General features: G+C 35.2%; 26 protein-coding genes and 1 pseudogene. 9 read left to right on the top strand and 18 right to left on the bottom strand.

Translation table 11 applies throughout. The annotated features are described in order from the left end of the window. Window positions 1-453 precede the first annotated feature (453 nt). Entirely contained in the window at window positions 454-1,392 is a 939-nt protein-coding gene (locus B5473_RS15050; RefSeq protein ID WP_079526574.1) for an anti sigma factor C-terminal domain-containing protein, read from the bottom strand. Continuing rightward, window positions 1,385-1,873 (bottom strand): RNA polymerase sigma factor, encoded by a 489-nt coding sequence (locus B5473_RS15045; RefSeq protein WP_254865342.1) that lies wholly within the window; start codon window positions 1,871-1,873, stop codon window positions 1,385-1,387. Before B5473_RS15045 ends, B5473_RS15050 begins: the two co-directional genes overlap by 8 nt. Window positions 1,874-2,369: 496 nt before the next feature. Here B5473_RS15045 and sspO point away from each other — a divergent pair, with 496 nt between their 5' ends. The 3 genes from sspO to B5473_RS15025 all read left to right on the top strand — a co-directional run bounded on the left by sspO (window position 2,370) and on the right by B5473_RS15025 (window position 3,755). Then, the gene (sspO, locus tag B5473_RS15040; RefSeq protein WP_251688123.1) at window positions 2,370-2,519 is read left to right on the top strand and encodes a small acid-soluble spore protein O; all 150 of its coding nucleotides are present in this window, start codon (window positions 2,370-2,372) and stop codon (window positions 2,517-2,519) included. Window positions 2,520-3,004: 485 nt separating this feature from the next. Next, window positions 3,005-3,496 carry a GNAT family N-acetyltransferase gene (locus B5473_RS15030; RefSeq protein WP_079526566.1) on the top strand — a complete coding sequence of 164 codons (492 nt, stop codon included), beginning with the start codon at window positions 3,005-3,007 and terminating at the stop codon, window positions 3,494-3,496. A gap of 52 nt (window positions 3,497-3,548) precedes the next feature. Continuing rightward, the gene (locus tag B5473_RS15025) at window positions 3,549-3,755 is read left to right on the top strand and encodes a hypothetical protein (RefSeq protein ID WP_079526564.1); all 207 of its coding nucleotides are present in this window, start codon (window positions 3,549-3,551) and stop codon (window positions 3,753-3,755) included. Between the two features lie 91 nt (window positions 3,756-3,846). On the opposite strand, the gene B5473_RS15020 is transcribed toward B5473_RS15025, so the two are convergent. From B5473_RS15020 to B5473_RS14985, 7 genes and pseudogenes are all read right to left on the bottom strand, one after another. Continuing rightward, the gene (locus tag B5473_RS15020) at window positions 3,847-4,137 is read right to left on the bottom strand and encodes a hypothetical protein (protein WP_079526563.1); all 291 of its coding nucleotides are present in this window, start codon (window positions 4,135-4,137) and stop codon (window positions 3,847-3,849) included. 294 nt (window positions 4,138-4,431) lie between these two features. Continuing rightward, complete coding sequence (locus B5473_RS15015; protein ID WP_254865341.1) at window positions 4,432-4,647, bottom strand: hypothetical protein; 216 nt, start codon at window positions 4,645-4,647, stop codon at window positions 4,432-4,434. Between the two features lie 104 nt (window positions 4,648-4,751). Next, complete coding sequence (locus B5473_RS15010) at window positions 4,752-4,976, bottom strand: hypothetical protein (RefSeq protein WP_139377747.1); 225 nt, start codon at window positions 4,974-4,976, stop codon at window positions 4,752-4,754. Window positions 4,977-5,053: 77 nt separating this feature from the next. Then, window positions 5,054-6,028, bottom strand: a complete 975-nt coding sequence (locus tag B5473_RS15005; protein WP_079526558.1) for a tetratricopeptide repeat protein — start codon at window positions 6,026-6,028, stop codon at window positions 5,054-5,056. 388 nt (window positions 6,029-6,416) lie between these two features. Continuing rightward, complete coding sequence (locus tag B5473_RS14995) at window positions 6,417-6,938, bottom strand: AAA family ATPase (protein ID WP_254865398.1); 522 nt, start codon at window positions 6,936-6,938, stop codon at window positions 6,417-6,419. A 154-nt stretch (window positions 6,939-7,092) separates the two neighbouring features. After that, a pseudogene (locus tag B5473_RS14990) lies at window positions 7,093-7,547 on the bottom strand (GNAT family N-acetyltransferase). Window positions 7,548-7,726: 179 nt separating this feature from the next. Continuing rightward, window positions 7,727-8,710 (bottom strand): ABC transporter substrate-binding protein, encoded by a 984-nt coding sequence (locus B5473_RS14985; RefSeq protein ID WP_079526549.1) that lies wholly within the window; start codon window positions 8,708-8,710, stop codon window positions 7,727-7,729. Between the two features lie 150 nt (window positions 8,711-8,860). Here B5473_RS14985 and B5473_RS14980 point away from each other — a divergent pair, with 150 nt between their 5' ends. From B5473_RS14980 to B5473_RS14970, 3 genes are read left to right on the top strand one after another with little or no spacing between them, the layout of a single operon-like run. Continuing rightward, window positions 8,861-9,862, top strand: coding sequence for a FecCD family ABC transporter permease (locus B5473_RS14980; RefSeq protein ID WP_079526547.1), 1,002 nt, complete (start codon window positions 8,861-8,863; stop codon window positions 9,860-9,862). Next, complete coding sequence (locus B5473_RS14975; protein ID WP_439848472.1) at window positions 9,859-10,914, top strand: FecCD family ABC transporter permease; 1,056 nt, start codon at window positions 9,859-9,861, stop codon at window positions 10,912-10,914. Before B5473_RS14980 ends, B5473_RS14975 begins: the two co-directional genes overlap by 4 nt. A 5-nt stretch (window positions 10,915-10,919) precedes the next feature. Then, on the top strand, window positions 10,920-11,699 hold the full coding sequence (locus B5473_RS14970) for an ABC transporter ATP-binding protein (RefSeq protein WP_079526545.1): 780 nt from the start codon (window positions 10,920-10,922) through the stop codon (window positions 11,697-11,699). A 167-nt stretch (window positions 11,700-11,866) separates the two neighbouring features. On the opposite strand, the gene B5473_RS20705 is transcribed toward B5473_RS14970, so the two are convergent. From B5473_RS20705 to B5473_RS14930, 9 genes are all read right to left on the bottom strand, one after another. After that, entirely contained in the window at window positions 11,867-12,037 is a 171-nt protein-coding gene (locus B5473_RS20705; RefSeq protein ID WP_176142085.1) for a hypothetical protein, read from the bottom strand. 47 nt (window positions 12,038-12,084) lie between these two features. Further along, window positions 12,085-12,837, bottom strand: coding sequence for an IS21-like element helper ATPase IstB (istB, locus tag B5473_RS14965; protein ID WP_079523243.1), 753 nt, complete (start codon window positions 12,835-12,837; stop codon window positions 12,085-12,087). Window position 12,838: 1 nt separating this feature from the next. Then, window positions 12,839-14,359, bottom strand: a complete 1,521-nt coding sequence (gene istA, locus B5473_RS14960) for an IS21 family transposase (protein WP_368483368.1) — start codon at window positions 14,357-14,359, stop codon at window positions 12,839-12,841. A 272-nt stretch (window positions 14,360-14,631) separates the two neighbouring features. Beyond that, a complete protein-coding gene (locus tag B5473_RS14955; protein ID WP_139377746.1) occupies window positions 14,632-15,084 on the bottom strand; it encodes a GNAT family N-acetyltransferase in 453 nt (150 codons plus the stop codon). Between the two features lie 129 nt (window positions 15,085-15,213). Then, a complete protein-coding gene (locus tag B5473_RS14950) occupies window positions 15,214-15,456 on the bottom strand; it encodes a hypothetical protein (RefSeq protein ID WP_079526543.1) in 243 nt (80 codons plus the stop codon). Between the two features lie 56 nt (window positions 15,457-15,512). Then, window positions 15,513-16,109, bottom strand: a complete 597-nt coding sequence (locus tag B5473_RS14945) for a hypothetical protein (RefSeq protein ID WP_079526541.1) — start codon at window positions 16,107-16,109, stop codon at window positions 15,513-15,515. A 58-nt stretch (window positions 16,110-16,167) separates the two neighbouring features. Continuing rightward, window positions 16,168-16,593 carry an RND transporter gene (locus tag B5473_RS14940; RefSeq protein ID WP_079526539.1) on the bottom strand — a complete coding sequence of 142 codons (426 nt, stop codon included), beginning with the start codon at window positions 16,591-16,593 and terminating at the stop codon, window positions 16,168-16,170. Between the two features lie 261 nt (window positions 16,594-16,854). Then, on the bottom strand, window positions 16,855-17,832 hold the full coding sequence (locus B5473_RS14935; RefSeq protein WP_079526536.1) for a ketoacyl-ACP synthase III: 978 nt from the start codon (window positions 17,830-17,832) through the stop codon (window positions 16,855-16,857). 40 nt (window positions 17,833-17,872) lie between these two features. After that, on the bottom strand, window positions 17,873-18,217 hold the full coding sequence (locus tag B5473_RS14930) for a hypothetical protein (RefSeq protein WP_079526534.1): 345 nt from the start codon (window positions 18,215-18,217) through the stop codon (window positions 17,873-17,875). 417 nt (window positions 18,218-18,634) lie between these two features. Between B5473_RS14930 and B5473_RS20970 the strand changes: the two genes are divergently transcribed. From B5473_RS20970 to B5473_RS20960, 3 genes are read left to right on the top strand one after another with little or no spacing between them, the layout of a single operon-like run. After that, window positions 18,635-18,862 (top strand): S-layer homology domain-containing protein, encoded by a 228-nt coding sequence (locus tag B5473_RS20970; RefSeq protein WP_254865340.1) that lies wholly within the window; start codon window positions 18,635-18,637, stop codon window positions 18,860-18,862. Then, on the top strand, window positions 18,856-19,179 hold the full coding sequence (locus tag B5473_RS20965) for an S-layer homology domain-containing protein (RefSeq protein WP_254865339.1): 324 nt from the start codon (window positions 18,856-18,858) through the stop codon (window positions 19,177-19,179). The genes B5473_RS20970 and B5473_RS20965 overlap by 7 nt, the downstream gene beginning before the upstream one ends. 28 nt (window positions 19,180-19,207) lie before the next feature. After that, the gene (locus B5473_RS20960) at window positions 19,208-19,804 is read left to right on the top strand and encodes a hypothetical protein (protein WP_254865338.1); all 597 of its coding nucleotides are present in this window, start codon (window positions 19,208-19,210) and stop codon (window positions 19,802-19,804) included. Window positions 19,805-19,818 lie beyond the last annotated feature (14 nt).

Here is a 19,818-nt window from a genome sequence, read left to right as displayed (position 1 = left end):
CTTTCGTTTAAAATTTGGTGGTAGGATACTTAAATTTTAACAGAGAATGTCCCTTTTTCACGCCTGAAATTATGCAGAGATTTACTTGATATAGAAGAAAAATTAGTTGTTCGGAGTGAAGGCGGCGACTCCCAGGGGACAAGCACGTGGGAGAGACTACAGGCTCGAGCCGTGCCCCCAGGAAAGCGTCCGCCGTAACGGAGAACAACGGCTACATAGTAGACACACAATAATAAAGCCGTTCAAACTTTACTCATCGTAAAACTTGAACGGCTTTTGATTTTGAGGCGGGTTTTGTCCCAGCCCCTTTTTTACTTTTCGCAAAATTTTATTCTATGCAAGATCAACACTCAAATCCTTATACCAATATGTTCTACTAGCTGATTTTACGAAATAAACACTTTTTTAGTGAAAATTCAATTACTTTTCCGAAGAATATTAAATTCACATCAACTAATAGTTTTCAATGACTCCACCTATTGATGAAGCTTTTATAATCGGCTCTTTTAATATATCTCCTATTTCTTCCTTTGTTCCATAAACAACTGCCCCTAATATTTCTACATCCTCTAACTTGATATTTTTCATCTTGTTATAAACTTTCTGATGATCAGGAGAGATACTAATTTGCAGTAATTCTAGAAATTGTTCGTACTCACCTTCTAAATCATGGATTGAAATATAAGGACTGTTTATTGAGAATCCCAGTGCTTCTTTTTCTCTAATAAATGTTGAAGACCAATCATATTCTTTTGCCTCTTGTTGAAACTCGTTTAATTGTTCACTACTATAAGTATCTATCCAAAACCATGTCATTTCGGGAAGCTGTATGAAAAGCTCACTTGGTTTGTAAGGCTGATCAAAAGATAGCGCTACTTCATAAATTTTATTACCTTGCATAAGTTCAATCTGTTCTTTATCATCTTTATATTTTTTGTAGGATACATTCGGATGGAAAAACAGCATTTCTCGCCAACCATTTTCTTTATAGCCAAATTGCCAATCTTCACCTGTAATACCTATTTTGCCACCTGAGCCCCTAGATATTAAAACAGATGGAATCAGACCAAATGAGTATTGTTTTCGTTCGATAACGACCGGTTTGATTTTAAAGTCTTTTGAAATTTCATAGTTGCTTATACCACCTAATATACCTCTTGAATCAACTGTTTCACTTATGTAACCGTTTGGCGTGCTGAGACGGACATAAGCATCCCACTGCTTAAATGCCTTTTCACTATAGTTTGCCATAATTGCAGAATTAGCTATGTTTAAAACACCGAATACAAAAATAGAAATGATAATAACAGTAATAATTGTCTTCAATTTCCCTCTTCTTACTGCTTTCTTGATTTTCTTTTCATCAAAAAGATCATCCGGAAAATCATTCATGTAGCTCCCTCCACTTCTTTTGAAATTCTTTTCTTGCTCGAAATAAATAAGTTCTGACCGTTTCTTCCTTCATGCCCAATAATAAAGCAATCTCTTTATAACTAAGTTCAAGTTCATACTTTAATAGTAAAAGTTGTTTAAAGATTTCTTGAATACCTTCCAATACAATTGTGATTTCATGCTTCATTTCAAGCGTTAATACACTCAGTTCCGTATCCTGGTCATCAGCAAAATTGTTCCAGAAACTATTATCGTTAATCAAAATAATTTGTTCCTTGCCCTGTTTCCTTAATAATTTTTTAAATTCATTCATGGAAATCGTAAAAATATAGGAAAGCGCTTTATGGGAAGGAACAGCATTGCTATAAGCAATGAATTTCGTATAGCTTTCCTGAACAATATCTTCTGCATCTTCATGACTACAGCCGTTCTTTTTTAAATAAAAATAAATCATCTTTGCTTGCTTTTTATATATTTCCAACAAGAGATGCGAATCCATAGGTACTCCTTTCTAAAGCTTTCACTATTAAAGAGTCTCTTTTCATCAAAAAGTTTACAAAAAATAAAAAAATTTTTTCTAATGAGAATTTCTTGTATTGAAACCTAGCATACGCCCTTTATTAAAATAAAAAAAGCTACTCTTCGATTGAAGAATAGCTTTCGTTAATTGAAGTAGAATTAATGGGAAAATGACATTAGAGTATTTATAGCCATTAAATAAATAAAATATTTAAGAGCTAAATAATTTGATCATTAATCAATTGAATTAGCTATGTCTAACAAGCTTTCAAGAGGAACTTTATCCGATACTCGTTTAATTTACATAATTATAGACTTTAAAATTAATTTAAGCATTATTAAAAATCCTAAGCATCAATTGTTCAGTAACTATGGTTCCTAGTAACGATATTGTAGGTTTAACTAAAATGCATACTCAGGACACCAGGTGGCAAACTACAATCATGGAGGTGTGTATAGTGAGTTCTAACAATAAAAACAATCGCAGCACTAGTGATGAGCAAGCAATAAGAAAAAATTTATCAAGGGAGCTTGATCACGAACTGGCAAACGAACCATTGACAGCTGCCGAGAGACTTAATAATAAGAAAACGAAGAAGCGACAATAGCCATATGCCTCCATCTAATTTAAGGTGGGGGCTATTTGATGTTTACAATGAAAAAACTCAAAAGCTTTTCTGACGACATCTCAAGCAAGTTACAAGTCGATTCTACTTTCCATAGCATTTCTCTTCTTTTTATCTCCAAAATATCTCCAAAGATGATATGTAGACCAAAATAATGTCGGAAAAATAATAATTGCAAGTGATGAAACATATGGCTTTTCCAAAAAATACAGGACTAAGATGATTAAGAATGGAACTAGAAGAATCCAGTAACGTATATCTTTGAAAGTATTAAAACTCCCCATCTGATCCTTTTTTCAACCATGTGATATTCAAGTAGAGCAAGTTAATTTATGATTTTGATTAAGATCATCGTTTACTATTTACTTTAGTATATGAGAACGGGTAGTTAATTATAGGTTTGCCAAAAATGATTTATACTGTAAAATTTAGAAAATAAATATATTTATAGGCGGTGTAAACAGAAGATGAACTCCCCCATTGTGAAACAGTATAGTAATGAATATCAAGCTCAAGTGGTAGATTTAATTCTTCATATTCAGCAGCAGGAATACAACATTCCGATAACTAAAGATGATCAACCCGATCTGTTCAAAGTAAAAGAATTTTATCAGACAGGAAATGGTAACTTTTGGGTAGCTATCTATAATGATAAAGTAGTTGGTACAATAAGCCTTTTAGATTTAGGTAACCACCAAGTTGCATTAAGGAAGATGTTTGTGGATAAAAATTATCGCGGAGCAAAATTTAAAACCGCAAGTCTTTTGTTAAACACTGCAATCGAATGGGCCAAAGAACATTCAGTAGAGGTTATCTATCTAGGAACTACACCTCAATTTTTAGCCGCTCACCGATTTTATGAGAAGAATGGATTTACAGGAATTAATCCTAACGAATTACCTGAGAGTTTCCCTATATTACAAGTGGATAAATTATTTTATCAGTATTTCGTTCAATAGATGAGTACTGAGAAAAAGTATTAATGGTTTTAAAATAAAGGAGATATTGCCGTTGAATAATAAACTTAGTAAGTTAATCGCCATAGTTGGAAGTATTCTTATTCTAACTATTGGCGGTATAACATTTAACCAAATTTATAAGAATCACCAAGCAAATGAACTTATTATTGAGAAGTGCTTTGAAAACTTCGATCAGGTGGAAGAAGTTGTGATAAAGAAAGACGGATTTTGGTCTCCGGTGATTTGTGAAAAAAAATAGCATAAAAGATTTTAAATTAAAGTCTTTTAATGCTATCAAATACATATGGTTCCACTCGTTCTTTATAAAGAGCACCGATTTTGGAAATACGTTATTTACTTTTATTTCTTTTTCTCTCTAGAAATATCGGTGCTATATTTAATAAGATAGAAATACTCGTTAAAAACCATAATGCCCTTTCCATACCTGGTACTACATCTTCTATAGCCGCCCAATCTTTTACTTCCACCCAATCCGAAATCAGCGTGTATTCGGCACAGAGGGTAAGTGCTGTAAATGATAGCCCCATTGCCATCGCAAGTTTGTAATCCTTACCTGTAATGTACATAAACAAGTTTATAAAAGTTGCCACTATTGCAATAATTCCTATTAATAACCACATCATTTTGCCTCCAAACCATTTTACTTACATTTCTAATATAGACATGAATTGTAATAATATGGTTCCTCGATTCAGATAAAACCCTTTTTTACTCCATTCGATTAATTTTATCAAAGTAGTTTGTCATGGTTAAACTGCATTTCAAGTTAGGTTAAGAGTTACTAAAAAAATCTGGGGGTGTTAGGGTTAGCATACTATATGCTATGCGTACGGCTCCCCTTTTGAAGTCTATTAGTAACAATGAATGAGCACCAATAAAAATGGCTCTTGATTTTTGCCTATGTTTTCTACTTATTAAAATTGAGTAAATATAAAAATAATAATGATTAACGTTATTACAATAATACTTATTAAGGCTTTCAATTTTGTATTGCGAATTACTCTCTCAGTTAATTGAGGTTCTTCTTTGAACATCCCGCGTTTTCCCCATAATAAACTTTCTTCTGGGTAGAAATAGGTCCATATTAAAACTCCATATATAATAATAATCGATAAAAATACCCCCACCATTTTCAATACCTCCCGAGATTATCCTGTACCTAATATACGATTACATTACTTATTAGTTTCAATATATTTCCTTTTACCAACTCAACTCACCTTACCCCTAATTTTTAATATGTCGGTGAATAGACCCGCCCTGTATCGGTATCAATCACAAATGCCACCTGAAGAGTTGCATCATACGGAATACGGCTAAATTGATATTTTGAACAAAAAAACTGTGCAATTTCTATGCTTGAGGTTGCCTGCTTTTTTGCTAGTCTATAAAATTTGTTTAACTGCTCTAATGTATAGCTTGGTCCGGATAACAGCACTTGCTGATCATACCCATCCATTTCAATTAACATATTTAATCACTACTGGTTGCTAGCCAGCCATATAGCTTGAATTTTATGTATCATGAACTCTTTGCCTACCTAATTTCCCCTCTTGTAACCTCTTCGTATTCAGGATGGCCATGCTGCGTGCAGCCAAACAGCTGACAGCCGCCGTTGGGATACATATCGTAGTCAAAGGGAGGCACATAACCATTTTCCAAGCTCCGCCAAAGCGTTTCGAGAGTGTGATGCTGTTCGGTTAATTCATTTATGCACTCGTCACGATCCTGCGCTGTCCAATGCTCTTCCAGCTCCCTTTGCTGTTCATCCATTTGTTCTTCTTTATTCTGTTGAATTGCTTGTTGAATTATTGCACGGCAAGCATCGTAGTCCTCTAATTGCCACAAGGTATAAGCATAGCGACTGACGCAATAAGGTGAAATATAATAGCTGTTCCATTCTTTTTCAAATTGTGCTCGTGCTTTCTTGTAACAACTAAGCTCTATGTAAACATCTGCAATTTCAATGGCACCTGTGTAATCATCCGCTTCATCATTCCATTTAGCTAAAAGCGTCTTTGCCTTATCAATATGACCTGCATACAGCCAAGATACGACCTCGTGTAATTGCGTAATTCCTGAATCACCATCACAGCGAGAAAAGACTTTCGCTGCTTGTTCAAATTCACCGAGCTGAAAATGCGCCATTGCTAAATTATAGGTCGCTTCCTCCGTCTCTCTATAGCTGAGCGCCTGTAGTAAATAATGCTTTGCTTCATCATATTGTTTGTTATGTAACGCAATTTCACCGAGCAACATATATGGAAACGAAGACTTTGGGTTAAGGACGAGTAATTGCTCTAATAATGCCCTTGCCTCATCTCGATTCTCTTCCTCACGCAACATAATCCATGCCAAATTGTTAAGACTCTGAACAGACGGTGTTTCTCTTGCCAGCTTTTTAAATAGTGAAAATGCTTCATCATAATTGTTTTGCTCCAACAGCATAATCGCTCTCTTATTTTCTGAAATGATGTTCTCCCACCTTTCTCTGTAATTAATTGGCCCCATTAGTCGAAGCTGTTGCCCTTACCTGCGATAACCCTTAATCTAGACGTTCAAGCAGCTATATAAATATAGATATACAGAAATTATAGATAAAATTAAACAAGCACTCCAAACACAGCCTAATAACTTTTGATTATGTATATTTCTTCCTTGATGTAATTTTTCTAAGAGCTGAACCAAATTTAGAAACCATAGGATCGAGAACAATAAAGCTGATACCAGATATAACAGTTCCATATTAACATCATCCTTTACGAGAGAATCACTTAGCGCTTATCCTGAAAGTAATCTCCAATTTGAATCATCTTTTCGATAATTTCTCCATCATCTTTCTGTAGTTGAATTAATTATTTTACAAAAAGCCTCTCGATTTATAAATATATACTTCAGTTTAAAGAAGCTTTAACTTCCTTTTTATTTCTAGAATTATTTCATCGATACTATTTCTTTCAGTATCTAAATATTCTCCAAAATCATATTGATTAAAAGCTTCTAAGCATTTATCGGTTTGTTGAAAACACCAGTTGCCTTCTTCCTCTCCACGTAGTCTTAACCTTTCGTAAATCGTCTCTTTACTTGCATTTAAACAAAAATGATACGTTTGTTCATCAATATTTTTAAATCCGTTGTATATGTAATGAAAGTATTCAATTTTCCTGATCGTCATTGGTACAATTAGATTGATTTCATATTTAGTAATTAACTTCTTTGCCATATCGACTGTTAACTCTTTCCACAAATCCAAATCTTGAAAGTCTCCTGTGGGGGTTTCTGTTCTTTTCATATCAATGGGAATAACATTTCTTAACATATAACCTATTTCTTCCGGATCATAAATCATACTATTTTCGACTTCGTTCACGAGCCTATTTGCAATTGTAGTTTTACCTACGCCAAATGCTCCATTTATCATTATTATCAAAACATCACCTCCCTAATTATTCTTCTACAAGATTATCAATGCTTCTTGTATTTCAGTTTCATATGTTTCTTACCTGATAAAATTTTTTCACCGTATTATGAAAAAACACAAGTCCTTTTCAAAAATCGCGTAAATAGGCTATTAATTATCGGTGTCCATCTTCCTTGCTTGGATATAACCATAATAGACACAAGTGCCATGGGCCGATAAATCTTTCACTTCCATTCCGCAGCTCTCATAAAATTTGAAATTATTTGCTGAAGTGTGCGCAAACCAGTCCCCATGCGGAAGTTTTTGAATACATAACTCAACAAGTTTTTTACCTATCCCTTTGCCCCTATATTCCGATAAAACGACTAAATCCATTATATTCGCTGCCATGATTTGATCGGATATCACTCTCACCATTGCAATCATTCTCTCATTATCCCAGACAGTAAATGCCCAAGTTGAATTTTTAAAGATTAGTGAGTACTTTTCTTTTTGCCATGATGGAATATTTTTTGCCCATCCAGCGTCTTTAAACAAGGTCTCAACAAAATCAGCTGGAATCCCTTCAGTACCTTCTCTAATTACGAAACCATTAAAATATTGATACACTTGCGTTGCCCCTTCCAAGATAGATATTACTTAATGATTTGATATGAAGGTGTAATATCCCTCTAAATTGTTTGTAATTATTTTCGAAGCTTTACTTTGCGAATAACTTCAGTCTAAATAAAAAAAACAGACGATCTAGAATTGCAATTTAATCAATTCCAAACGTCTGCTAATTCAAATTAAGGTGCTAATAATTCTTGAATTTCTTCCAGCATTTTTTGAGCTGCTAAAATGCCGCCTGCTGTATTCCAAACAGCATCACTCACGCTAATCGCTTTTCCATTTTTTACTGCGTTAAGATTTTGCCATAATGGATCAGCTGTCCATTCGGCTTCTGTTGCAGATGCTGAATCGTCGCCTGTTGGGAGATAAGTAAAGTAGAATAGCAAATCTCCATCCATTTGAGGTATTAATTCCTTGCCAACTTCTACTGCCATTTGATTGTCATTAGTAAATAAATCCGCTTGCTTTTCTACGCGATTAAAGCCTAATTCTTTTAAAATAACTCCTGAAAACGAGTCTGTGAAATAAATTCTGGAAGTGCCTGATAAGAAACGAACGACAGAAACAGATTGATTTGTTGCATCACCTAAAGCTTCTTTTGTTTCTTGAATCTTAGCATCATAATTCGCCAATACTTCTTTGCCTTTATCTACAGCATTAACTGCTTCTGCATATAATGAGAAATTATCTTTCCATTGACCTGTTAATGTTTCAGCAAAAACAGTCGGCGCAATTTTACTTAAGTTTTCATAATCAGCTTCTTGACGAATTTTATTACCGATAATTAAATCTGGCTTTAACTTAGCAATCGCTTCTAAATCGATTGCTGTTTCTTGCCCCACAACTTCTACTCCGTCCATTTGATCTGCAATATGTTCATACCAAGGTTCACCTGACCATGAAGATACTGCGCCAACGGGTTTAATTCCCAAAGCAAGTAAAGCTTCTGTACCTTCATTTGTTAGTACGACGATTTTTTCAGGTGTTGATGTGATAGTTGTAGAACCCATCACATGTTGTACTGTATATGAGACAGATTTTCCCTCTGCAGGCTCCGCACCGCTTGCCTCCTTCGTTTTTTCTGAATCGCTACATGCAGCTAGAACACAAACTGTTAATAGTAATAAAATTCCTAAAACTTTACTAAATGATATTTTCATACTTTTTTTCCTCCGATATGTATGTTAGTATTATTGTGCCAACAAATAATTGATAATGATTATCATTATCTAACAATTTAAATCATATTTGACTAGGAATCTTCTGTCAACAATATTTTTTAAATATTCATTCTACTCAAAGGAATTCATATGATGAAAAGTAACTTATCGAAAATAATTCTATTATTATTTGGTTTTATTGTGATGATAATAGGAGTTGTGCTAAGTATTACATACGGCTATGCTAATACTAATCTGCATACAACTTGGGAAGCATTTTTCCATTTCAACAAAAGTAATGAACATATCATTATCATTAATCATCGGTTACCGAGGGCGCTTATTGCCATTTTTGTTGGGGCTTCCCTTGCAATTGCAGGTGCTTTGCTTCAAACAATGACAAGAAATCCTTTAGCCTCTCCAGGTATTTTAGGAATTAATGCTGGCGCCGGCTTATTTGTAGTACTTGCTCTAAGTGTTTTACAAATGACAAGTCTCTTTAGTTTCACATTAGTCGCATTTTTAGGTGCGGCTGTATCGGCCCTTAGTATTCTAGCGATTAGTTCTGTTGGTCATGGAGAAATGATGCCTATGAACTTGACTTTAGCTGGGACTGCCCTGGGTGCATTGTTTTATTCCATCACTCAAGGGTTGTTAGCGATCAATGAAGCACAGCTCGATCAGGTATTATTTTGGCTTGCGGGATCTGTACAGGGAAGGGATATCCAAATGCTATGGACAGTACTGCCTTTTTTTGCTATAGGCTGGCTAATTACTGCGATTATGGCGAAACAATTGAATTTGCTGTCTTTAGGTGAGGATGTCGCAAAAGGACTAGGATTGAATGTTTTAAAAACCAAGTTATTAATTGTATTCATCGTTGTACTACTGGCTGGTGGTTCAGTTGCAATCGCTGGACCAATAAGCTTTATCGGTTTAATCATCCCGCATATTGCACGCAAAATAATTGGAACGGAACATCAATGGTATATACCGTTATCTGCACTATTTGGAGCAATACTATTACTGTTTGCAGATTTAGGTGCACGTTATATCATCATGCCACAAGAAGTACCCGTGGGTGTCATGACTGCCATAATTGGTACGCCAATCTTTGTATATATAGCGAGAAAGGGATTTAATAAAGGATGAAAAAGTTACTGAACTTACAATCAAATTATTTTTCACAATTAGTAGATTACAGCGCTGTAAAAAAGCTTTTAATATTAATGCTTATAGTAGTTTTAACGTTTATTTTCAGTTTATCCGTTGGTGATTCCTTTATTTCCCCGCTTAAAGTTATTGCAATACTCTTTGGCAATGGATCTGAATTTGACACATTAATCGTTCAGGAATTTCGAATGCCACGAATTTTTGTCTCAATATTTGCTGGTATGGCGTTAGCAATTTCGGGTGCAATTTTACAAGGAATTATTCGCAATCCTTTGGCATCACCAGATGTAATCGGTATTTCAGCTGGTGCAGGAACGGCAGTCGTTGCATTTTTAGCACTTTTTAGCGATGCTACCAATTCACTAACTGTAAGTATAGAATGGATGCCGGTTGCGGCGTTTATAGGTGCATTAGCTACGGCACTACTCGTCTATAGTTTAGCGTGGAAAAATGGTGTTTCAGCGACACGACTCGTCATGATCGGAGTTGGCATAGCTTCATTAATGCAGGCAATTACAACCTTATTGATGATTATCGGCCCGATTTATCAGGCAAGCAAAGCAAATGTATGGATTACCGGCAGTGTGAATAGTGCAACTTGGCAACAAGTGAAAATAATTATTCCCGTAGTCACTTGCCTGTTCATCATTACCTTACTCGTTTCTCGTCATTTAAATTTACAGCAATTTGGCGACGATGCGGCAACGAGTCTTGGACAACATGTTCAAAAAACGAGACTGGCACTATTACTTTTGTGTACCGCTCTTGTAGGGAGTGCCGTCTCATTTGCGGGTACAATTGGGTTTGTAGGATTAATGGCTCCCCATATTGCTCGTAAATTAGTAGGATCATCCTTTGGTTCACTAATTCCAGCCTCCGCTTGTATCGGTGCGATACTAGTTATACTAGCTGATACAATTGGTCGGAGCTTGTTTGATTCTATTGTTGTTCCTGCTGGGGTATTTACTGCAGCAATTGGAGCACCTTACTTTATTTATTTGTTAATTAAAATGCAAAAAAAGGTAGGCTGATAAGAATGATTGAAACAAAGCAGCTTCAGTTAAATTACGGTGAAAAAATTATTATCGAGCCTTTAGATTTAGTTTTGCCTAAAGGAGAAATCACCGTATTAATCGGTGCAAATGGTTGCGGGAAATCTACACTTCTGAGATCCATTGCCCGATTATTGAAACCGCAAAGCGGATCCATCCTTTTAAATAATGAGGATATTACGAAATTGTCCGCAAAAGATACTGCTAAGAGACTGGCCATTTTACCACAGCAGCCAATGGCACCTGAAGGTTTAACTGTACTCCAATTAGTGAAACAAGGACGATTTCCGTATCAAAATTGGCGCAAACAATGGTCTAATGAGGATCAACTTATTGTTGAACAAGCGATTGCTGCCACAGGTTTAACGAAGTTTAAGGATAGCGAAGTTGATAATCTTTCCGGTGGACAAAAACAACGTGCATGGATCGCCATGACTTTGGCACAACAAACAGATATTATTTTACTTGATGAACCAACAACCTATTTAGATGTCACACATCAAATAGAAGTATTAGATTTATTGTACAAGTTAAACCGAGAAAAGAATCGAACAATCGTAATGGTACTGCATGACATCAATTTGGCTTGCCGCTATGCTACCAATATTATTGCCCTCGTCAATAAAGGCATATATGCACAAGGAAAGCCAGAGGACATTTTCACAATAAAGCTTGTTCAAGATGTTTTTCACCTGAATTGCGAGATTATAGAAGATCCAATCTACGGAACCCCTATGTGCATTCCTTATGGAAATACAAAATAGCCAAGGCATTGTCTTGGTTATTTTTACTCGAATACACATTTGCGTAATAAGTGGTATTTATAAATTGAGCCATTAATCGCAAAAAGAGCCTTTCCCTATTCAAGGAAACGCCCACTGAAAAAAGTCTTACATAACACAAAGCTAATTTAGTATATAACTAGAAAATCTTATGATTCTTGAAAACCCACTGTTGCCATAATAAATATAACAAGATAGCCAACCAAACCAACTATATTTAATCCTAGTAAGGTAAGTCTGAAATAACCTTTCACACCGAACATGGCAAACAAAAATCCTAAAATACCAACTCCAAATGGTAAATATAAATTAGGTGTCACCGTCAACCCAAATTGAACATTTTTTGCTCATTAAGGATGAACACTTTTTATTCGTTAAAGATTCTTTGTTGATGTTTTAAACGATGACTTTCATTGTTCATATGAATGACCTCGACTCTGTGTAACAGGCGGTCTAAAATAGCAGTCATCATCCCTTGGTTATCCACTAACTCTGTCCATTCTTCTGGACTTCGATTTGATGTCAATATTAGCGAACTTTGTTCGTATAGCTGATGTACGAGTTGAAAGAATAAAGTGGCTTCCCGTTGATCTAAAGCCATATACATCACATCATCGATAATAATTAAATCTGACGCTCTCAAACGTTTTAATTGGATTTGTGAGCGATGTGTAAATTCCTCTGTTTTCAATAACTGAATTAATTCTCCCATTGTTATGAAATAGACTTGAAAGCCTTTTTGAATGGCTTCAATGCCTAAGCCTACGGCCAATAACGTTTTCCCTGCACCAGGTGGTCCTAAAAGAATTAAATTGTAACTTTGCTCTAACCATTGGAACTCTTGTAGCTGTTTCATTTGGCGCTCTGTAATCGCTGTTTGCTCCTCTAACTGAAACATATGCAACGGCTTATGGTATGGGAAACGTGCCCACGATAAACGCTTTTCGATACTCTTTTCTTCTCGTCTTCTAAGCTCTAATGTTGTTAGCTCATCAATGAATTCTAAATACGTCCACGATACTTGTTCCGCTTGGCGGAGAAGCTCTGGGAGCCCCTCAGCCGTTTCTGCTAAACGTAATTGCTTAAATGCCTGTTGGATATCTGCCACACTTTTACTCATATTATTTGCCTCCCATACGTTGAATGTATTCTTTTAAATCTCTCGTTTGAACTGCTATTGCTAGCGATTCTTTTGATTCTTTTACAGTAGTTATTGGCTGCTCTGGTTCAATTTTTGTTCGCTTAAAATAGGCGACCACATCTCGAAACTCATTTGCGCTATATAACTTTTCTTGAATACATTTATCAATTGCTGCAGAAATCCATTCTGGGTTCTCTTTCGCAATTTTTTGGAATAACAATAATTGATCTCTACGATATCGACCGTATGTATGACAAACATCTTGAATATATTGCTCGGCTCCTTTATATGGAAATAAAGTGAGCACATTACGTTGTAACTCATCGAGCGACTTAGAGCGATCACGTCCATGATTTATATTTTTTATCAGTTTGCCTTTTTCTAAACTAATGGTATGTTCCGTAAGAATTTCGCCAGTATGCGGTACTAATATTTTTAATTTCTGCCCTTGGGGCACTATTTGTATGACTGGATAGTTCGTATATGTTCCCAGTGGAACGGAATATCGATTAGATGCGTACCGAACTGTGTTGTCCTTGTTGACATTCCTTGTTATAATTTCTGTATGGTTGCTTTCTAATTTAGGAAGCGGTGTAGAGATTTTTCTTAAGTGTTGCTTTTCCAGGAGAAACACTTCGAAAGGTCTCTTTTTTGTTGTATTGTGCACTTTATAATTCCCTGTACGTTCTAACCATTTTAAAGACCTATCGTTCCAGTCCTCAAGTGTTGTATAAATTCGATTTTTAGCGAAATTATATTTTACGTATTTTACAACACTCTCTATTTTGCCTTTCGATTCGGGATCTGCTTTGCGGCACAGATAGATTTTAAATTTCCGGTCTTTTACGTATTGTTGAAACTCCTGAGTTAAAATAAGATCCCCAGCGTTTTCACTTACCGCAATTAAATTGTCTTGATCGTAAACAATTTCATCCGTTATACCGCCATAAAACTGAAAAGCTTTTTCATGACAGTCTATTGTATCTCTTGTTGTAAAAGGTCGATCTAACCACACCGTGAATTTATGCCGGGAGTGTGCTAACACAAAGGCAACGAAATATAATTTCACTTCTTTACCAACCGTTGTTTTTTGAATGGTTTGTCCCCAATCTACTTGTAATTGCTTCCCTGGAGGCAGCTCAATGACGGCTTCGTATTCGCGAGGTTCATCTACTTTTTCAATTTGATAAATTTCACGAATTTCATTTACATAACGCCTAACCGTACTTTCTCCTACATCAATCGTTGGGAATTTTTCTTGTAGCCAATCTAAGACTTGCGCCCCCGTTAAGCTAGGAAACTCAAGTAACCAACCTACAATCCAATCTTGGTATTCATCCAGCTTCTTTTTGCGTCCAGTCTGACTAAATTCATTTACTGCATCTTCAAATGACATATCTAAATATTTATACACGGTGTTACGTGATATTTTTAGTCGTTTTGCGATTTGTGCAACCTTAAATCGACGATTGCGTAATTGATGAATTTCGATATGTAACACAAGCTTCTCCTCCATTAGTACAGCCTCCTTATAAACTGATAATTCCAGTTTACAGGAAACTATTAAATTGGTGAAAAAGTGTTCAATTGAAATGAGCAAAAACTGTTAAGTTTATTTTAGCGGTTACATTAGGAGCAACAATTAAGTTAAAAATCTTTTCCTCCAAACGAAAAGGCATTTCGTTAAATAGTGAAATTAATACCAAACATAGAAGTGCCGATATTACTGAAAAAATTATTCTCAACAAACATCACCCCATTTTCCCCATTAAATTATTTATTGGAAATCCATTCATAAAGAATATCAGGTAAATTTTCTTCATTTTCGTGCCCTCTGGATTTTATGTTAAAGCCATTCTTTTCATAAAATCGCCGCGCGTTTTCATTTACTTCAAATGTATATAATATTAGTTTCCCACTTGACTGTTCTTTTGCCTTATCAAGTAATGTTTGACCTATACCAAACCCTTGATAATCAGTATGAATGTAAAGCTGGCTGATCTCCCTTTCATTATAGGCAATCATTCCAACTACTTTGTCATCTATTAGCACTACATCTATTTGATAATGTTCAAGCAATATATTATTTAAAAAATATATATGACTATCAAAGGTATGCATTTCTTTCTGACCAATAGCCCGTTCCTTACTTTCTCGCCACATCTCCACAGTCTGTTCAGCATATTTTGGGTGATATTGCGTTATTATTATATTATGCGGTTTCACTATATTACCCCCTTAGAGTTTTCAGTTTCGCATGCCCGTGCTGTTATACCTTTTTTCTCTTTTTAATGAAAGTATAGATATTTAAAATAACTCCAATAACAAACATAACTATTGCATTGAATGCCAGTACTAACGCATAAATCCTCCTGCAAAAGCGATCCCTTTTCCTGTATTATCTGGATCGGTATTGGTTCTATTAAAATAATCAATTCCTAAAGCCACGAAACTATATACGATTACCGGAACTAACAGGGCCATAATAATTGCCGAAGCCCATAAAGGGAATTTCTTTTTACGGTATAAATACACTGCTAATCCATCACTTAAAATAGACAGTATTATAACTAGCCAAACAATAGAATCTCCGCCCATAATAATTCCTCTTCTTAACGGCATTAATAAACGGCAACTCAGTTCTGTTTTCTCAATTATATTCCATATTTACTCGCCCATTTGTGCATAATCAGATTAGAAAGTGTAATTTCAATAATAGGATCTTCAGCAATATTTAAAGTTACCTCTCTATCATGCGGAATTAAATACAACCCAAAAGAATCTCCATCTTTAAAGTTTAGTCCAGATGTACCAGATGCATATAATTTGAAAGTGTCGCCACGGTAAGTTGCTTTGGCAGTTGCAAATAAACCGAAAGTAAATCCACCCTGTACTCGTTTATGTGCAATACCTGATACCAATGTTGCACCATGTAAATTATATTTACCTCTTGATCTAAAAAACACTTCGTAATTTTCTTCATTTGAAATAAAGACATCCGAAATGTAAATCTGATGTTCACCATCATCATAAAGTATTTTTCCTTTGTTACTTTCAAGGTCACTTAAATCAATTAATACAGAATACTCACCATCTATGGGTTTTAATTCTAGAGAATAAAACTTTACGTTATCACTAATATCCCCCATTCCATAAAACCATAGATTAATAGCACCGGTAATCCATAGAAGGAATACAGTGATGGGAAGGCCTATTATTATCACTTTTAATAGTAAACGTTTTCGTTTCATGACTTCCCTCCCTCCTGGTAAAATACATCACCGCTTAATTTAATAGGTGTTGAACCTTTTAATCCATTTCAATGTACTTACGGCTTTCTATAAATTTGAGAACGGTGTAAGAAATAATTAATATTATTCCAATCAAAAATGCTATAAGGAAGCCAAATGTCCCAACAAAACCGACCCATCCAATAGTGAATGTAAAGAAAAATAGTTGATAGCATAAACCAGCTATTATTATTGCAATAGGTACATTAAATGGGAATAATCGCTTCCAACCAATACTTAATAAGAAAGATGACAATATTATTATAGCTAAAATGATTTTTTGTAATATCCCCCAACGGAATCCTGCGCGAGACTGCCCTTCTTCACCAAAGGCAACCTGTGTATTTAAGTCATAGAGCGTCATCCCGGCTGTAAAAATTCCGACCATTAAAATAATAATGAATGTCACCCAGTTTATCGTTTTTAGCGTATTGTTGTTTTTCATTTTTCCTCCTGAACTTTAAATTTATTTACTTACCAAAAGAAAAAAGCAAACTATCTTATATTTTGTTCTGCTAAACTGCTTGATGTTGAAGATTGAGTGCCCTTTTTAACAAGACTCTCTCATTCTATTTCCATTTTACAATTAAAAACCAAAAATTTCCTGAATTATTCTTAAATGAATGTCAGGCTCATTAACAAAATTTTAAGAACGCAAAAAACGACAACCCTTTAAACCATGGTTGTCGTCTTTAAATTTGTATTATTAATATTTAAACAACATTGCTACCATTTCGTGACCAGCTCCAATAGTCCAGAATAATACAATGTCACCACGTTTAATACGGCCTGTTTCAATTCCTTCATTTAAGCAAATGAAGGGACTGCTAGTTGACGTATAGCCGTATCTATCCCCTATATATATAATCTTTTCTTCTGGAATATCAAAGTGATTTTGTATTTTCAAGATGTTCGATAGGGCAAATTGCGATAAGCAAAACGAATTAACATCTTCAATTTTCAAGCCGTTATCTTTCAGAAGTTCCTCAATCATCTCACATGCGACCGGAATTGCCATCGCACCGTCAAACGGTGTAAAAACGATATGCTCTTTCTTGCCGATTGTTTGAGAAAAGCCTTCTTTTGGATAAATTATATTATTTCTATTCGCTGAATCCACTTCGTATACCGCATCAATAAACCCGGTATCTTCATCTGCTGTCTTTTCTAGAATAACGGCAGCTGCTGCATCTGAGAAGTTGGCATATGTAAATGCCTGTTCGGGATTGGAAATTAAACTGTTAGCGTCAGAACCAATAATTAGCGCGCGGTTAATACGTCTGTTTGACATCATATAATGTGAAGCATTTTCCACTGCGACCGTCATTCCAGCGCAATTGGCATTACTGTCAAACATCATTGTATGATTCGATCCACCAATTTCATGGTGCACAAACATCGCATTTGTAGGTAACGTATGCTCAGGCACTTGCGTAGAAAACACAATCATATCAATATCTTTTCCCGTTAATTGAGCCTTTGCTAAAACTCGCTTAGCCGCTTCAATTCCCATTGTCAGGGAATTTTCATTGTTGTCGATAATATAACGTTTATTTCTTCCCATCGAAGTCAAGAAGCCGGTAACATCTTCTCCTTGCTCTTTAAAATGCTCTAAGTAAAACTCATTCGCCACTAAATTTTCAGGATGATAAATAGCAACGTTATTTATTTTAATATTCGCCATGCTATGTATTAACTCCTTACTGAACTTATTGTTGTTTGATTTATTTAATTAATTCAACTGTTGCATTTGTAAGTCCAGCCGCATTTGCCAGCCGACTTAATTGCATTTTTAACGTTAAATTATTTTCTACTGTAAATTTCACTTGTTTGAACCCTGTTGTTTTATACATTTTCATAACTTCTGTTAAATTTGCTGTCATATCAGCATTCAACAATTGCATTTGTGTACAGTCAACTTCCAAATCAAATGCAGATGGTGTGATGGCTTTCATTTTAGAATTATAGTCTGCAACGAATGCATTCGCATCTTCAATTGTCATTTTGCCATTCACAAAAATATTTACTACTTTTCGTACTGTGTTTACTTGGATACCTGTTTTTTTCATGTTCAATTCTCCTGTTACGTTTGTTGTATTTGTAAAGACATTTTATATGTATAAAGCTACATTAATTGTAGGGCGATTGAATTATATCAAGATAAATTATAAAACAACAATAGAAACGCCAAACTTCCTTTCACAATACTTTAAAATAGTAATATTGAACTAAAATAATATCCCGATTTTAATAACTTAGCACTAGCTATCTATGGAGTACCCTCTTAATTAATTGAAGAATCAGTAATTTTTAACCTATTCGAAATCCTCATCATCATTTCTTTCTAAAACAAGAGCAATTAACTAAATCATTAAAGAACAGCATTTATGGACATATTGGCGTTCCAAAAAAATCTAAAAAATTTTGAAACTATTTCTCGTTTTTTCCGTCTGTACGGGGCATTTCGAAATAAAGGAGATTAAACGATGAAGAAATTACTTATATTCATTAGTGGGCTTGCACTGGCATGTAGCTTGCCTATAGGCGTAACAGCAAACACAAAGCAATTTTCTGACGTATCAACACAATACTTTGCCGAGGCGGTTTATGATTTAGCTGAGCGCAATATTATTGGCGGCTATGCAGATGGAACATTTAAGCCTGAAAATTCTATTACACGCGGACAGGCCGCAGCCATTATTGTAAAATGTTGAAATTTGATACATCCCATGTAAAAAATCCTGACTTTAAAGATGTCTCAACAAACAATGGCTATTATAAGGCGATTGCGACACTTGCACAAAAAGGCATTATTGGCGGTTACAGTGATGGGCGTTACGGGCCGAATGATCCGATAAAACGTGGACAAATGGCATCAATTATTGTGAAAGCATTTGATTTACCACGCTCAACAAATATTGAAAATCCCTTTAAAGATTTAGAAATTTTCTACCTACCGTCACATGGTGCAGCTCGTTCCCTTAAAAGAAGGGACATCCACACTCATTGTCCGAGGCACAAAAGCGAATAAAGAAGTAAACAAAAAATACTATGTACACGTGAAAGAAGAAAATGGTGAGCTCAAGCCAACATTAAAGCAAACTGATGATTATTTACCGACAAAAATCGACTTATCGTTATATGAATTAACTAATAAGACCGTTAATAACATAACGCTGTCTACAATGGAGGGGCAAAGGTTATCGGACAACGTACCATTCGAAAAATATAATGATTACTACGTTTCAGTTGTGATCGATAAACCTGGTCAATATATCGCAACGCTCGAACTTGCGGACGGTCAGCACATCCGCTATGCAATTGAGGCTAAAACGAATCCTGACAGCTTTTTCTATACAATTGAGACATTAAAAGAGCAGCTTTCCGATACGTACACAGAATTAACACCAAACATCGGAAAACACAAAATCACCACGAAAAACTACGAGCAAATTGCAAGTATTACACGAGGTCCCGGCACAAACACCTTCCATGCCGAGCTCACAGGCCAAAAAGAAGGATCAGTTATTATGGAATATGAAAATAGCATTGTAATGGAAACTGCCGTTCAAACCGGCCTAAGTGTCGTTGTCAAAAAAATTGGAGTTATTTGGAATGTAGATATTGGGTTTAACGGATTTACTACGGATATGTGATCACTGTTTGGTAT

The organism is Solibacillus isronensis (assembly GCF_900168685.1).
Lineage (GTDB): Bacteria > Bacillota > Bacilli > Bacillales_A > Planococcaceae > Solibacillus > Solibacillus isronensis_A.
This window is presented reverse-complemented; position numbering and strand designations above follow the sequence as displayed.

Bases quoted from the DNA above. Each gene is read 5' to 3' on its own strand.
- B5473_RS15050 (WP_079526574.1), bottom strand. From the start codon at position 1,392: ATGAATGATTTTCCGGATGATCTTTTTGATGAAAAGAAAATCAAGAAA.
- B5473_RS15030 (WP_079526566.1), top strand. From the start codon at position 3,005: ATGAACTCCCCCATTGTGAAACAGTATAGTAATGAATATCAAGCTCAA.
- B5473_RS15020 (WP_079526563.1), bottom strand. From the start codon at position 4,137: ATGTGGTTATTAATAGGAATTATTGCAATAGTGGCAACTTTTATAAAC.
- B5473_RS15015 (WP_254865341.1), bottom strand. From the start codon at position 4,647: ATGGTGGGGGTATTTTTATCGATTATTATTATATATGGAGTTTTAATA.
- B5473_RS15010 (WP_139377747.1), bottom strand. From the start codon at position 4,976: ATGGATGGGTATGATCAGCAAGTGCTGTTATCCGGACCAAGCTATACA.
- B5473_RS15005 (WP_079526558.1), bottom strand. From the start codon at position 6,028: ATGGGGCCAATTAATTACAGAGAAAGGTGGGAGAACATCATTTCAGAA.
- B5473_RS14995 (WP_254865398.1), bottom strand. From the start codon at position 6,938: ATGATAAATGGAGCATTTGGCGTAGGTAAAACTACAATTGCAAATAGG.
- B5473_RS14985 (WP_079526549.1), bottom strand. From the start codon at position 8,710: ATGAAAATATCATTTAGTAAAGTTTTAGGAATTTTATTACTATTAACA.
- B5473_RS14980 (WP_079526547.1), top strand. From the start codon at position 8,861: ATGATGAAAAGTAACTTATCGAAAATAATTCTATTATTATTTGGTTTT.
- B5473_RS14975 (WP_439848472.1), top strand. From the start codon at position 9,859: ATGAAAAAGTTACTGAACTTACAATCAAATTATTTTTCACAATTAGTA.
- B5473_RS14970 (WP_079526545.1), top strand. From the start codon at position 10,920: ATGATTGAAACAAAGCAGCTTCAGTTAAATTACGGTGAAAAAATTATT.
- istB (WP_079523243.1), bottom strand. From the start codon at position 12,837: ATGAGTAAAAGTGTGGCAGATATCCAACAGGCATTTAAGCAATTACGT.
- B5473_RS14950 (WP_079526543.1), bottom strand. From the start codon at position 15,456: ATGGGCGGAGATTCTATTGTTTGGCTAGTTATAATACTGTCTATTTTA.
- B5473_RS14945 (WP_079526541.1), bottom strand. From the start codon at position 16,109: ATGAAACGAAAACGTTTACTATTAAAAGTGATAATAATAGGCCTTCCC.
- B5473_RS14940 (WP_079526539.1), bottom strand. From the start codon at position 16,593: ATGAAAAACAACAATACGCTAAAAACGATAAACTGGGTGACATTCATT.
- B5473_RS14935 (WP_079526536.1), bottom strand. From the start codon at position 17,832: ATGGCGAATATTAAAATAAATAACGTTGCTATTTATCATCCTGAAAAT.
- B5473_RS14930 (WP_079526534.1), bottom strand. From the start codon at position 18,217: ATGAAAAAAACAGGTATCCAAGTAAACACAGTACGAAAAGTAGTAAAT.
- B5473_RS20970 (WP_254865340.1), top strand. From the start codon at position 18,635: ATGAAGAAATTACTTATATTCATTAGTGGGCTTGCACTGGCATGTAGC.
- B5473_RS20965 (WP_254865339.1), top strand. From the start codon at position 18,856: ATGTTGAAATTTGATACATCCCATGTAAAAAATCCTGACTTTAAAGAT.